Origin of the sequence: Actinoalloteichus sp. GBA129-24 (assembly GCF_001941645.1) — a bacterium.
Taxonomy (GTDB): Bacteria; Actinomycetota; Actinomycetes; order Mycobacteriales; family Pseudonocardiaceae; genus Actinoalloteichus_A; species Actinoalloteichus_A fjordicus.
On sequence record NZ_CP016077.1, the window covers coordinates 6657174 to 6670495 of the forward strand.

The 13322-nt window shown below is 69.8% G+C and carries 12 protein-coding genes; 4 read left to right on the forward strand and 8 right to left on the reverse strand.

All coding sequences use genetic code 11. The annotated features are described in order from the left end of the window. Nucleotides 1-489 precede the first annotated feature (489 nt). A complete protein-coding gene (locus tag UA75_RS28575; protein ID WP_075744322.1) occupies nucleotides 490-1494 on the reverse strand; it encodes a helix-turn-helix transcriptional regulator in 1005 nt (334 codons plus the stop codon). Nucleotides 1495-1608: 114 nt separating this feature from the next. Between UA75_RS28575 and UA75_RS28580 the strand changes: the two genes are divergently transcribed. Together UA75_RS28580 and UA75_RS28585 are read left to right on the forward strand one after the other, a co-directional pair. After that, nucleotides 1609-2076 (forward strand): VOC family protein, encoded by a 468-nt coding sequence (locus tag UA75_RS28580; RefSeq protein ID WP_075744323.1) that lies wholly within the window; start codon nucleotides 1609-1611, stop codon nucleotides 2074-2076. 93 nt (nucleotides 2077-2169) lie between these two features. Further along, nucleotides 2170-2733 (forward strand): YdeI/OmpD-associated family protein, encoded by a 564-nt coding sequence (locus UA75_RS28585; protein ID WP_083684176.1) that lies wholly within the window; start codon nucleotides 2170-2172, stop codon nucleotides 2731-2733. A gap of 531 nt (nucleotides 2734-3264) precedes the next feature. On the opposite strand, the gene UA75_RS28590 is transcribed toward UA75_RS28585, so the two are convergent. Together UA75_RS28590 and guaB are read right to left on the reverse strand one after the other, a co-directional pair. Then, the gene (locus tag UA75_RS28590; protein ID WP_075742877.1) at nucleotides 3265-4395 is read right to left on the reverse strand and encodes a GuaB3 family IMP dehydrogenase-related protein; all 1131 of its coding nucleotides are present in this window, start codon (nucleotides 4393-4395) and stop codon (nucleotides 3265-3267) included. A 296-nt stretch (nucleotides 4396-4691) separates the two neighbouring features. Next, nucleotides 4692-6200, reverse strand: a complete 1509-nt coding sequence (guaB, locus tag UA75_RS28595) for an IMP dehydrogenase (protein ID WP_075742878.1) — start codon at nucleotides 6198-6200, stop codon at nucleotides 4692-4694. A gap of 219 nt (nucleotides 6201-6419) precedes the next feature. Between guaB and UA75_RS28600 the strand changes: the two genes are divergently transcribed. After that, entirely contained in the window at nucleotides 6420-6818 is a 399-nt protein-coding gene (locus tag UA75_RS28600) for a DUF5319 domain-containing protein (protein WP_075742879.1), read from the forward strand. Nucleotides 6819-6936: 118 nt separating this feature from the next. Here the strand turns inward: UA75_RS28600 and UA75_RS28605 are convergent, their stop codons facing one another. The 4 genes from UA75_RS28605 to UA75_RS34810 form a co-directional block, all read right to left on the reverse strand. After that, entirely contained in the window at nucleotides 6937-7941 is a 1005-nt protein-coding gene (locus UA75_RS28605) for an anti-sigma-D factor RsdA (protein ID WP_075742880.1), read from the reverse strand. 1 nt (nucleotide 7942) lies between these two features. Then, the gene (locus UA75_RS28610; protein WP_075742881.1) at nucleotides 7943-8515 is read right to left on the reverse strand and encodes a sigma-70 family RNA polymerase sigma factor; all 573 of its coding nucleotides are present in this window, start codon (nucleotides 8513-8515) and stop codon (nucleotides 7943-7945) included. A gap of 353 nt (nucleotides 8516-8868) precedes the next feature. After that, on the reverse strand, nucleotides 8869-9465 hold the full coding sequence (locus UA75_RS28615; RefSeq protein ID WP_069852471.1) for a response regulator transcription factor: 597 nt from the start codon (nucleotides 9463-9465) through the stop codon (nucleotides 8869-8871). A gap of 224 nt (nucleotides 9466-9689) precedes the next feature. Continuing rightward, complete coding sequence (locus UA75_RS34810; RefSeq protein ID WP_232237883.1) at nucleotides 9690-10883, reverse strand: MerR family transcriptional regulator; 1194 nt, start codon at nucleotides 10881-10883, stop codon at nucleotides 9690-9692. Nucleotides 10884-11186: 303 nt separating this feature from the next. On the opposite strand from UA75_RS34810, the gene UA75_RS28625 reads away from it, so the two are divergent. Further along, nucleotides 11187-11489: a WhiB family transcriptional regulator gene (locus UA75_RS28625; protein ID WP_069852475.1), complete on the forward strand. Its 303-nt coding sequence runs from the start codon at nucleotides 11187-11189 to the stop codon at nucleotides 11487-11489. Between the two features lie 106 nt (nucleotides 11490-11595). Here UA75_RS28625 and groL read toward each other — a convergent pair whose 3' ends face one another. After that, the gene (gene groL / locus UA75_RS28630; protein WP_075742882.1) at nucleotides 11596-13212 is read right to left on the reverse strand and encodes a chaperonin GroEL; all 1617 of its coding nucleotides are present in this window, start codon (nucleotides 13210-13212) and stop codon (nucleotides 11596-11598) included. Between the last annotated feature and the right edge of the window lie 110 nt (nucleotides 13213-13322).

The window sequence follows — 13322 nt, forward strand, 5'->3', positions numbered from 1 at the left end:
TCTCGAACCAGTGTCGACGCGCGGATTCGCCTACCGCCGCCTCGCCCCACGGCAGCGCGCTCGCGGACCTGTTCTACCTGTTCGATGAGCCCACGGTGGGACGGGGCCCACGCGACGTGACGGCGGCGCCGATGAAGCGAATCGCGTCCTTGGTTCGTGACGCCGCTTCCGGCCCGACGTGCCCGGCACCTTCGACGAGTCGGAACGAATGCGCGATGCCAAGCTCAGTCACGACTTCGTGCAGGTGGACTGCGCCGTCATGAAGCAGGAACTCATCGGCGGCACCGCAGTCCACGAGAATCGGCAGTCCGTCGGCACGAAGCTCTCCGGCACGACGAGCCTGCCCCTGGACAGAATTCCGGACATACGTGTTGATGCCGGCACCCGCACCCATGGCCAGGTGAAGATCGCCGAGGACCGAGGGCGGTTCGCCTCTGGAACTGAATCGGGGGGTCTCGCCACGCCGACGCCCGGTGATCGGAGCGGGCCTTATGGCACCGGGAGGCCTGCGGTGCGGCCGGCGCGGCGGGACAGCTCGGCGAAGGCGTCTCGCAGCGCGGGCGGACCGACGACTTCGATCTCCGTAGCGAACCGTGCCAGCGTGGCGGCCAGGGCGGCCCAGGTCCAGGAGCCGATCAGCAGCCTGGTTCGGGCGGGGCCGAGTTCTTCGACGAGTCCGTCGGCGGCGAACGGAACCACCTGCGCGGCGGGCAGGTCGAGGATCACCTCGCCCTGACACGGCCATTCGTTCGCGCCCTCGGAGCCTGTGAAGCGGGCGGAGAGGAAGGCGGCCACGTTGCCGCCCGGCACCTCTCGCGGGGTGAACCGGGGCCCGTTCGGCACGCGAAGTGTCAGCCGGTCAGCGCGGTAGATCCGCCATTCCAAGCGTTCCGCGGCCCAGCCGACGAGGTACCAGCGCCCGTGGTGGACCACGAGGTGGTGGGGCTCCAACCGCCGAGGCGGCTGCGCTTCGGCACCGTCCGACCGTCCCGGCGAACGGTAGTCGAACCGCACCTCCTCCCCGGCTCGGATGGCGGCGCTCAGCGCGACCAGGACGTCGGTGCCGACCTGGGGGTCCTCCCCCCGCCCTGCCAACGCGATCGCCGTGACCTCCAGGGCGTCGACGCGCTGCCGCAGACGGGCGGGCAGGACCTGGCGCACCGTCGCGAGGGCGCGCGCGGCGGCCTCCTCGATGCCCGCTCCCGTCACGGTCGCGATGCGCAACGCCACGGCGAGCGCGACCACCTGCTCGTCGTCGAACAGCAGGGGTGGCAGTTCACTGCCTGCCTCGAGCCGGTAACCGCCCTCGGGCCCCCGGACCGCTTGGACGGGATATCCGAGCTCGCGCAGACGGTCGACGTCGCGGCGCACCGTGCGGTCGCTGACACCGAGCCGGTGGGCCAGCTGTTCCCCCGGCCAGTCCCGGCGGACCTGCAGCAACGACAGCAGGGCGAGCAGGCGAGACGAGGTCGTCGTCGACGAGGCGGTGGGCATGTCTTCGACACTGTCACGAGTAGCGGACGTTCCCTGACCGGAACGGGTGACAGATTGGGTCTCGTCGCCGGAGATCTCCAGCGACGACATCCACGTGTGAAGGACCGGATCACCATGTCGATCAATGCTGTCGCCCACCTGAACTTCCGCGGGCAGGCCCGCGCGGCCCTGGGGTTCTACCAGTCGGTGTTCGGCGGGCAGGTCATCGCCGCCACCTACGGCGACTTCGGCATGCCAGCCGAGCTGCCCGGTGCGGACAAGGTGGTGTTCGGCCAGGTCATCGCGGACAACGGCTTCCGGATCATGGCCTACGACGTCCCCGGTCAAGACGCACCTGTCGCCGAGGGCGCGCCGACCACACGCCGCGAGAACGGTGTCACCCTCACCGAGGAGCCGTTCTTCCTCTCCGTCCGAGGTGAGACGGTCGAGGAGGTCGGCGCGCTGTGGGAGCGGCTGGCGGACGGCGCCACCGTCATCGAGGCCTACGCCCCGGCTCAGTGGGCGCCCGCCTTCGGGATGCTGACCGATCGCTTCGGTATCACCTGGGTCCTCGACGTCGCGGCTGAGCACGCCCAGGCCTGACGTCGTCTCGCCGGCACCGCCCGGGGGTGCGGCTCGCCGACCCGTCGGACCGGGTTGGATCACCTGACCATCGTCTGCGAGAAGGATGAACGCGTGAACGAACAACCGCTGGTGATCCCGGACGCGGCCGACTGGCGGGCCTGGCTCGAGGTGAACGAGAACGTCTCGGACGGGGTGTGGCTGGTGCTGGCGAAGAAGGGGACGGTCGCACCGACGACACTGACCTACTCCCAGGCGCTGGATGAAGCACTCTGCAGCGGGTGGATCGACGGGCAGCGAAAGGGGCGCGACGACGCGACGTTCCTGCAACGCTTCACACCCCGACGGCGCAGGTCGATCTGGTCGCAACGGAATGTCGGGCTCGTCGGCTCTCTGATCGAACAAGGTCGCATGCGCCTTCGCGGACACGCGGAGATCGAGCGGGCACGACTCGACGGTCGGTGGGAGCGGGCATACCCGGGTTCGGCCACCGTCGAGGTGCCTGCAGACGTCCTCGCTGCGCTGACGGCGTCGCCTGCCGCAGCAGCCCGATTCGCAGCTCTGACCGCAGGTGAGCGATATCCCCTGCTGCTGCCGATCATCACGGCCGTGCCCGCGCTGCGCGGAGCGCGGATCGCCGCCATGATCCGGCGTCTCGGCGAGGACGACGGGGTGTGAGTCTCGACCACCGGCCCCGACTGGCGCGGATTTACTCTCGGGTCCTCATCGTCCCTATGAGGGGTTCCAACAGCGTGTGCTCTAGCCCGGCCTCGTAGCCGAACAGGTCCTCATCGTCCCTACGAGGGGTTCCAACGTGGTCGACGGCTTCCACGCGGGCTTGCCGTCGGTGTCCTCATGGCCCCCATGGGGGGTTCCAGCTGTTCCCACCAGCCGACGCCTCGGCCCGCAAGAACAGCCTGAGGAACAGTCCTGGCCCGAGCATGGACCTCTGAGCAGATGAGGCACACGCAGCCCCGCAGCGAGGCTCATCGCAGCCGAGATGAGCCTCGCCGGAACGAATTTCAACCGTGGCATCGCGCACCGAGCGGTTGATCGGAAACATCCGCGTCGTCTACTGACGAGGCGCGGGACCCGGCCGCGCCGTCGGGCGACCGCAGGCCCGCAGGTTCGGCCGCAGCGGTCCGGGCGACGCCGATCCTGGAGAGGAGCCGACGGACGCCGGCGACCGCAGCAGGCCGAACGTGGTCGTCACCGACGGACGGTGAGGCCCACCTTCTGGAACTCCTTCAGATCGGAGTAGCCGGTCTTGGCCATCGCCCGACGCAGCGCGCCGAACAGGTTCACCGTACCCAGCGGGTCGGAGGACGGGCCGAAGAGCAGGGTCTCCAGGTCGTAGTCGGTGCTGGGCACCGGGAAGATCTCGCTGCGCGGCAGCGAGGGGTGCGCGGCGGCGGACGTCCAGTAGTAGCCCTGCGCGGGCGCCTCGCTGGCCAGGGCGAGCGGCTCGCCGAGCATCACCGCGTCCGCACCGCAGGCGATGGCCTTCGCGATGTCGCCGGAGGTGCTGATCCCGCCGTCGGCGAGGACGTGCACGTACCGGCCACCGGTCTCGTCCAGGTAGTCCCGGCGCGCGGAGGCCGCGTCGGCGATCGCCGTGGCCATCGGGACGCCGATGCCGAGGACCTCCGTCGTCGTGGTGCTGGTGGCGTGGCCGAATCCGACGATCACGCCTGCGGCGCCGGTGCGCATCAGGTGCATGGCGGTGCGGTAGTCGCCGACGCCGCCCGCGATCACCGGCACGTCCAACTCGGCGATGAAGCGCTTGAGGTTCAGCGGCTCACCGTCCCTGGCGACGTGCTCGGCGGAGATGATCGTTCCCTGGAGCACCAGGATCTCGACCCCGGCCGCGAGCAGATCCGGCGTCAGCTCCTCGGCGTGCTGCGGGCTGACCCGCACCGCGACGTGCGCCCCGGACTCGCGAATCTCCTTGATCGACTGCGAGAGCAGGTCCAGCCGGATCGGCGCCGCATGAAGCTCCTGGAGCAGTCGCACTGCAGCGGCGGGGTCGTCGTCGTCCTCGGCGGCGGTGACCAGCCGGAACATGACATCCTCGACGTCGGAGTGCCGAGCCCAGAGCCCTTCGGCGTTGAGGACGGCCAGGCCGCCGAGCTCGCCGACGCGCACGGCGGTGGCGGGCGAGACGATGGCGTCCGTCGGATGGGTCACCAGCGGGATGCCGAAGCGGTAGGCGTCGATCTGCCAGCCCAGCGACACGTCCTTGGAGGAGCGCGTTCGACGAGACGGCACGATCTCCACGTCGTCGAGGTCGTAGGCACGCATCGCGGTACGTCCTCTACCGATCTCCACCTGATCCCGCACGTCTGTCTCCCTACGCCGTTCCAGCAGAGGAAGCCATTGTGAAGCGCCGGGCAGACGGCGCCGACCCCGGGGGGTCGGGCCGCCCGGCTCGGGCGGCGGACAGGGAAGGCCGTCACGGCCGGAAGCGGGCTCTCACCAGCGCACATCCGCCGCTTCGGCGACACCGGCCTGCCGCTTCGGAGCTCCGCAGATCCGGACCGGCTCGGCTCGAGCCTGCCTGCCCCGACGCCTCGCACCGCTGCCGACGGACGGCGGCCGAGAAGCAGACGACGTCCTCGCCATGATCACAGGAGGCGTCAGTGCGTGGTGTAGTTCGGCGCCTCCACCGTCATGGTGATGTCGTGGGGGTGGCTCTCCTTAAGCCCGGCGGCGGTGATCCGGACGAGCTGAGCGTCCTGGAGCTCCGCGACGGTGCGGGCACCCGCGAAGCCCATGCCTGCGGAGAGTCCGCCGACGAGCTGATGGATGACCTGCGCAAGCGGGCCCCGGAACGGCACCCGGCCCTCGATGCCCTGCGGAACCAGCTTCTCGTCCGAGAGGACGTCGTCCTGGAAGTAGCGGTCCTTGGAGTAGGACTTCGACGGACCACGCGAGCTCATCGCCGCCAGGGAGCCCATGCCCCGGTAGGTCTTGTACTGCTTGCCGTTGACCAGCACGAGCTCGCCGGGCGCCTCGGCGGTGCCGCCGAGCAGGCTGCCCAGCATCACGGAGCTGGCACCTGCGGCGATCGCCTTGGCGATGTCGCCGGAGTACTGGATGCCGCCGTCGCCGATCACCGGGACGCCTGCGGGGCGACACGCGAGGTCGGCCTCGTAGATCGCGCTGATCTGCGGGACTCCGACGCCGGCCACCACGCGCGTGGTGCAGATGGAGCCGGGGCCGACGCCCACCTTCACGCCGTCGGCGCCCGCGTCGACCAGGGCCTGTGCCCCGGCGCGGGTGGCGACGTTGCCGCCGATGACGTCGACCGTGTCGCCGAGCTCCCGCTTGAGCAGCGCCACCATGTCGACCACGGCCCGCGAGTGCCCGTGCGCGGTGTCGACGATGATCACGTCCACGCCCGCGTCGGCCAGTGCCATCGAGCGTTCCCGCGCCTCCGCGCCGACGCCGACCGCCGCGCCGCAGAGCAGCCTGCCGTCGGTGTCCTTCGTCGCGTTCGGGTACTTCTCGGTCTTGACGAAGTCCTTCACGGTGATCAGTCCGCGCAGCTTGTTCGCGCCGTCGACGATCGGCAGTTTCTCGATCTTGTGCCTGCGCAGCAGGCCGAGCGCGGCCTCGGCCGTGACGCCCACCTGGGCGCTGACCAGCGGCGCGGGGGTCATCACCTCACGCACTCGGCGGGTGAAGTCGACCTCGAAGCGCATGTCGCGATTCGTGATGATGCCGACGAGCGTGCCGTCCGGGTCGGTCACGGGGACGCCGGAGATGCGGAATCGAGCACACAGCGCGTCGACCTCGGCGAGGGAGTCCTCCGGAGAGCAGGTCACGGGGTCGGTGACCATCCCCGCCTCGGACCGCTTGACGACCTCGACCTGGGCAGCCTGCTCTTCGACCGGCAGATTGCGGTGCAGCACACCCATGCCGCCCTGCCTGGCCATCGCGATCGCCATCCGCGACTCGGTGACGGTGTCCATCGCCGAGGACAGTAGGGGGATGCGCAGCCGGACGTTGCGGGAGAGCGGTGTGCTCGTGTCGACTCCGCTGGGAATCACGTCGGACTCCGCGGGCAGCAGGAGCACGTCGTCGAAGGTGAGCCCGAGCGAGGCGAACTTCGCGGGCAGTCCGCTCTCGATGTCGCGAAGCACCGAAGAGGTTCGCTCGTCAACCGAATCGCTGGTGGTCACTGGGAATTGCCTTCCTGAAGCACCTGCCGCGTCCGCGTCGGCCGCGAAGCCTCACGCGTGTGCGACTGCCTGATGTCCCGCTCGTCCTCCGTGTGAGGGTTAACCGTATGAGGGTGAACATCCTCGCGGGGCGGGTTCTTCCATGGTATCGACGACAACAGCGAGGTCTCGCCCGGTACCGTGCGCTTCGTGCCGCACGATGCCCTGCCCCCAGATCCGTTCGCGAGCGACCCGGAGGACCCGGCGCGCGCCCTAGGCGAGCCTGCGGACGACGACGACCGAGCACTCGACGAAGACGAACGGGCCGAACTGCTGGCCGACCTCGCTGACCTGGCGGTCTACCAGGCCTTGCTGGAACAGCGCGGCCTGCGCGGCATCGTCGTCGACTGCGCGGACTGTGCCGAACCGCACTATCACGACTGGGAGCTGCTCCGATCGAGCCTGACGCAGCTCCTGGCCGATGGTCACATGCGACCGCACGAACCCGCATACAACCCCGACCCCAATCACTACGTGACCTGGGAGTACTGCCGAGGCTACTCGGACGCGGCAGGCGCGACCGAGGCCACCGAGGCCTGAGCCACGCCCGGCTGCCGGGCTGCCCGGCGAGCCGGGCGATCCGGCGGGCAGGTGCCGTCGGAGAGCACTTCCAGGCTTCGCTCCCGGGAATCACTCCCCGGGGATCACTCGCCGGGGATCACTCGCCGCCGGATGGCACCGTCGAGAAGTCCTCCGAGAAGTCCTCCGTCCGGGACCCGGTGCTGGTGTCCGGCTCGCTGCCCGACGGCGTACTGGGCGACGGCGGAGTGCTCGGCGTCGGCGGTGTGCTCGGCGTCGTCTCCTCCGGCGGCGGGGTCGTCGTCTCGTCCGGCGGAGTCGGCTCGGAGTCTTCGGTCGGCTGAGTCGGCGGGGGCTGCTCAGTGGTGGTGTCGACCAGCACCGGCGGTTCGCCGCCACCCGTCGTGTTCTCGGAGTCCTCGGCCTCGTCGTCATCCTCGACGGGCGGCGGAGCGGCCGGATCGAGCCTGTCCCGCAGCCGATCGTGTGTGGCGCGAAGGTCGGCATGCCCGTCGTCGTCGGACACCGAGTCGAGCGAGGCACCCGCGCGCTCGAGCGCCGCCTCGGCCTGATCGAGCCTGCCCGCGAACAACGCGGCCTCGGCCGCGGCCAGTTCGTCCTGGACCGTGACGGCCGCCTCCACCGAGTTCGCGTGCTCGGTGAACAACACGCGGGACAGTCCCCACAGGGTGTCGCCGGGGCGTGCCTCGCGCGCGGCGACGCTCACCCCGGTGAAGGCGATGGCGAGCACGGCGGCAGCAGTGGCGAGCGGAACCAGGAATCGAGTCCTGCGCCGCACCGGAGGCCGGGCGGCGGCGATGGTCGCCACGGCGGTGTCGATGTCGATGAGTTCGCCGAACGGCTCGGCGTCGGCCTCTCGCCGCCACGCGACCAGCATGGCGCTGAGGTCCTGGTCGGCGGACTGCTCCTCGCCGACCGTCGGGTCCGTTCCGCCGAGCGCGTCGAGAAGCGCGTCATCGGCCTGTACTGCGGAGAGGTCGATGTGCTCCGCCGGAGACTCCGGCTCCGCCTGGGATGCGAAGCCGTCGAGGTGCCCCGTCTCGTCAGATGACGACGGCGAGGGGTTCCCGTTCTCGATTCGATCACCCGACGTGGGCTCGTCATCATCGTGTCTGTCGGCCACTTCAGACCACCTCCTCCGTGGCGAGCGTCTTCCTCAGCCTGGTCAGGGCCCGGTGCTGGGCGACTCGCACCGCGCCGGGCGTCGAGTCCACGGCTTCAGCCGTCTCCTCGGCGGAGAGCCCGACGACCACCCGAAGCAGCAGGATCTCTCGCTGTTTCGGCGGCAGCACCTGAAGCAGTTTTCCCATCCGACCGGACAGCTCGTCCTGCATGGCCCGCTGCTCCGGACCAGCCTCGTTACCCGGTGCGTCAGGAACCTCGGGCACCGGCTCGGACTTGTTCCGCGCCGCAGCCCGGTGTGCATCCGCAACCTTGTGCGAGGCGATGCCGTACACGAACGCCAAGAACGGACGTCCCTGGTCGCGGTAGCCCGGCAGCGCCGTGAGCACGGCGAGACACACCTCCTGGGCGACGTCGTCAGCTGAGGCTGACGACCGTTCCTGTCTACCGACCCTGGCACGGCAGTACCGCACCACAAGGGGACGAATGGCCGCCAACAACCGTTCGATCGCCCGACGATTACCGCCGACGGCCTCGCCGACGACGGCGTCCAGTCCGTCCCCCAAATTAGTCATCGCAGTAGGCAGCCCTGGTGTTACCGGCGAGCGTCCGTGAGGTGGTCAGCTTGATGTACGTCACTCAACGCACCGGCCGATTCAACCGTACCGGTGAAGCTGGTGTCGTCCGAGAGTTGGGCATCACATCACCTGACCTAACCAGAACGACGCGTCGTGACCGACCTCGACTCAGCCACACCGACGGCAGGACAACCGCATGGCCCAGTGTCTCAACACGATGATGAACCGTACGGCAGACCCCCCGCACACACGGCACCCAGCGCATGCCTCCGCGCCACGACCAGCGTGAGAGCGCAGCACAAGGCGCCGACCAGCATCATGTGCCGGTCGGCGCCAGTGGTGCCGCGAAGTCAGGAGACGAGTCCCCTGCGGAAGCCGTGGGCAACTGCCTGCGCGCGATCGCGCACGCCCAACTTGCGGAACAGACGTCGCGCGTGTGTCTTGACGGTGTCCTCGGACAGATAGAGCTCGCGCCCGATCTGACCATTGCTCTTTCCCTGGCTCATGCCCCGCAGCACCTGGAGCTCACGCTCGGTGAGCTGGACTCCCGGATCAGAGGGCTGACGCGGAGCGGGCACCGCAGTGCTCGCCAGCGTGTGCGCCAAGGCGGCGACCAGCTCGGGACGCGAGGCGTCCCATCGCAGGTAACCGCGCGCTCCACCCGCGATCGCGGCAGCGATGCTGCCCGCGTCGTCCGGGGCGCCGAAGACGATGACGTTAGCCTGTGGGTGAGCCGAGACGAGCCGCCTGGTGGCCTCCACGCCCGTTGGCACGGCGCGCTGCGTTCCCACCAGCACGACATCGACAGCCTGCCTGGAGAAACGAGCGAGCAGCTCGTCACCATGGGCTACACAATCGATCCGGCTCACACCCGGGACCGCCGACATCACGCGAGTGAGCCCCTCCCGGACGCTCCGCCGGTCATCGCAGATCAAGACCGTCGTCACGGGAACTCCTTCCTGCAGCCGAGTGACGTTCCACTTCCCTATCGGACGCCGGTCGCCAAACCTTGACCCGATCTGGTGCTTAATCCGTCAAGTACTTGCTCCATCGGGTAGCCACCTGAGGTTCACCGGAATGGAGCACACCCGACCCTACCCAGAAGACCGACGAAAACGCGGGGTTTTCCCGGCCGGGCCTGCGCGATCACCCCTGGTAAGGACGAGGACGACTACCCGCGCCCGCCCCGGACCACGACGGTTCGCTCGATGAGGTCCACCGCGGATGCGAGCTCCGTCACAGCCTCCACCCGGCTCGGGAGGGTGCTCTGGTCCCAACCAGGCCCGCCCGCGAACAGCCGCACCCGCTGCCGGGTCCTCGGCAGGGCCTCGAACACCCCGGGATCGCCGCAGCGCGGTCGCTGCGCCCACAGGACCATCGCGGCGGGGGCTACCCGCCGCACTGCCGCGACCACCCCGTCCATCGGCAGCCCGACACCCAGCAGCCTCGCCCCGAGTCGCCGCTGGGACAGCTCGGCCGCCAACACGTACATCGGGAGGCCGTGCGACTCGCCGGGAGCACCGACGAGCAGCACCGACCTCGCCGTCCTCGGCTCGGCCGCCCCGGCCGTCACGGTGCTCATCACGGTGACCAGGCACTCGCTCAACAGCCGGGTCATCTCCCGGCCCTCGCCGGAGTGCTCCCACCGTTCGTTCAACGCGGCGAGCACCGGCTCGGCCAGCTCCTGCCACACCGTCAGCACGCCGTCCTCGTGCAGTGCCTCCAGCAGCAGCCGGTTCACCGACCAGGAGTCCATCGCCGTCACCGCGCGGCCGAGCCCCCTGGCTCGGCTGCTCGCACCCGGCAGCCGCAGCCCGCGACCGCCGGACCGGGCCCGGTGTTCGAAGGAGGGCAGATCCAGGCCGCCGGAGAGCAGTCCGGAGGTCAGCCCCGGCAGCGGACCGTCGGCGGCCGTCGAGGCCGCGTCGGTCGCCGAGGAGCCGCCCTGAGGCGACGAGGCGGTCGCGGCTGCGGACCCCCCCGGCTCCGCACCGAGGCGTCCCGCATCGTGGACCAGCCGGGGCCGAGGAGGCTGCGGCAGCGTCTCGTCGGTCTCCACGACCCGTCCGGTCACCCGAACCGAGGTCGACTCCGCCTCAGGCGCGACCCTCGGCGCAGGCGAGGAGGTGCTCAGGGCATACCGCGCCGCCTCGGCGGGCGAGGCGCCCCGCAACAGCGCGTGCTGCATCAGCTCGAGCCGCGCGACGTCCAGCGGGCCGTACCGACGGTGTCTTCCGCTGGTGTGCCCGCTCGGGCCCAGGCCGTAGCGCCGGTCCCAGGTGCGCAGAGTGGCGGGCGCGACGCCGAGCCGACGGGCGACCGCGGCGACGGTGAGAGTCGGCTCGTCACTGGTCGTGGCGGGCAGCGGCTCGATCTCGCCAAGCGGAGCCACGCAGCCCTCGTCGGTCTCACCACCGTCGTCGGGTCCTGGCTGCGTGCTCACGAGGCCATGTCCGTTCCGGTCGTCTGGGCGGTGATCTGATCACCTGTTCTCGGCTGTCACAGGGGCACGAAGTGCTCCGCGCCACAGGATAACGCCCATTAGTGTGAACAACTTATGGAGCGAAGGGTCTTGAACAAGTTATGGCGCGGTTCTAGCGTAGATCCCCATACGGGGGTGCGGTCGCACTCGCGACAAGTGCACCACTTGCGGGGAGGTGGTCGACAAATGGCCGACACTCGGCGGCTGCCAGGGCCGAACGCGGACCTGTGGGATTGGCAGCTTCAGGGCTCATGCAGAGGCATGGACAGCGCCTTCTTCTTCCATCCGGACGGCGAGAGAGGTCCGGCGAGGTCACGGCGGGAGGCAAGGGCGAAAGAGGTGTGCCAGCAGTGCCCGGTGCTCGAACAGTGCAGGCAGCACGCGTTGGCGGTTCAAGAGCCGTACGGCATCTGGGGCGGCCTGTCCGAGGCCGAGCGAACGCTGCTGATCAAGTCCAAGAGCCGCAGGATGGCGGGGCTCGCCTCCTGATCCGGCCGTCTCGGGGCCCTTCCGGTCCGGAGTTCACACATGACGGGGCGGCACCGCGCAGAGTCGGTGCCGCCCCGTGTGTGAGCTCGTGAAGTGATCGACCAGGTCAGTGGCCGTGCCCGTGGCCGTGTCCGGCCGCGGCGTCCTCTTCCGACAGCTCGACGACGGCGCTCTCCGTCGTGAGGATCATGCGCGCGATCGAAGCGGCGTTGACCACGGCGGACCTGGTGACCTTCACCGGGTCGACGATGCCCGCATCGAACAGGTCGCGGTAGGTGAGGCTCGCGGCGTCGAAGCCGCCGCCCCAGCTCTGCTCGGCGACCTTGGAGACCACCACGGCGCCCTCCTCGCCCGCGTTGGAGGCGATCCAGAACAGCGGGGCACTCAGCGCGGCCCGCACGAGCGCAACGCCGGTCGCCTCGTCGCCGGTGAGGCCGAGGCCGCCTTCGAGCTCCTTGGCCGCGTGCACCAGGCTGGACCCGCCGCCGGGGATGATTCCCTCTTCGACGGCCGCCTTCGTGGCCGCGATCGCGTCCTCGATCCGGTGCTTGCGCTCCTTGACCTCGATCTCGGTGGCCGCGCCGACCTTGATCACCGCGATGCCGCCGGAGAGCTTGGCCAGCCGCTCCTGAAGCTTCTCGCGGTCCCACTCGGAGTCGGTCGCCGCGATCTCACGACGCAGCTGCTCCACGCGCGAGTCGATGTCGGCGCGGGTGCCTGCGCCGTCCACCAGGGTGGTGTCGTCCTTGGTGACCACCACGCGGCGAACGGTGCCCAGCACGTCGAGCCCGGAGTCGGCCAGCTTCATCCCGACCTCGGACGCGACGACCTGCGCGCCGGTGACCACGCCGAGGTCGTCCAGGAACGCCTTGCGGCGGTCGCCGAAGTACGGCGCCTTGACCGCGACGACGCGCACGGTCTTGCGGATCGAGTTGACCACCAGGGTGGACAGGGCCTCGCCCTCAATGTCCTCGGCGATGATCAGCAGCGGCTTGCCCGCCTCGACGACCTTCTCCAGCAGAGGCAGGAAGTCGGCCAGCGCGGAGATCTTCTCCCGGTACAACAGCACCAGGGCGTTCTCCAGCACCGCCTCCTGGCGGTCGGCGTCGGTGACGAAGTGCGGCGAGAGGAAGCCCTTGTCGAACTGGACGCCCTCGGTCACCTCCAGCCAGGTGGACATCGTCGAGGCTTCCTCGATGGTGACGACGCCGTCCTCGCCGACCCGCTCGATGGCCTCGCCGAGCAGGGCGCCGATCGTCTCGTCCCGCGAGACAACCTGACCGACCTGCGCGATGTTGTCGCGGCCCTTGACCGGGGTGGCCTTGGCCTTCAGGGTCTCGACCACGGCGTCGGCGGCGGCCTGGATGCCCTTGCCGAGCACCATCGGGTTCGCACCTGCCGCCACGTTGCGCAGGCCCTCCCGGACCAGCGCCTGGGCCAGCACGGTGGCCGTGGTGGTGCCGTCACCCGCCGCGTCGTTGGTCTTGGTCGCGACGCTCTTGGCGAGCTGAGCGCCCAGGTTCTCGTAGGGGTCTTCGAGCTCCACCTCGCGAGCGACGGTCACACCGTCGAGGGTGATCGTCGGCGCGCCGAACTTCTTGTCCAGCACGACGTGCCTGCCGCGCGGGCCGAGCGTGACCTTGACTGTGTCGGCGAGCTTGTTGACACCGCTCTCCAGCGAGCGTCGAGCCTGCTCGTCGAACCGGATCTGCTTTGCAGCCATTCTCTGGTCCCTCTCAAGGGGTGTTGAAGCGTGCCTGGAGGACCACGGGGGTGACCAGCAGGGCGCGGACCACCTGCGCGGGTCCAGATACAACCAGGGGGGAAGACGCG

Bases quoted from the DNA above. Each gene is read 5' to 3' on its own strand.
- UA75_RS28575 (WP_075744322.1), bottom strand. From the start codon at position 1,494: ATGCCCACCGCCTCGTCGACGACGACCTCGTCTCGCCTGCTCGCCCTG.
- UA75_RS28580 (WP_075744323.1), top strand. From the start codon at position 1,609: ATGTCGATCAATGCTGTCGCCCACCTGAACTTCCGCGGGCAGGCCCGC.
- UA75_RS28610 (WP_075742881.1), bottom strand. From the start codon at position 8,515: ATGACTAATTTGGGGGACGGACTGGACGCCGTCGTCGGCGAGGCCGTC.
- UA75_RS28625 (WP_069852475.1), top strand. From the start codon at position 11,187: ATGGCCGACACTCGGCGGCTGCCAGGGCCGAACGCGGACCTGTGGGAT.
- groL (WP_075742882.1), bottom strand. From the start codon at position 13,212: ATGGCTGCAAAGCAGATCCGGTTCGACGAGCAGGCTCGACGCTCGCTG.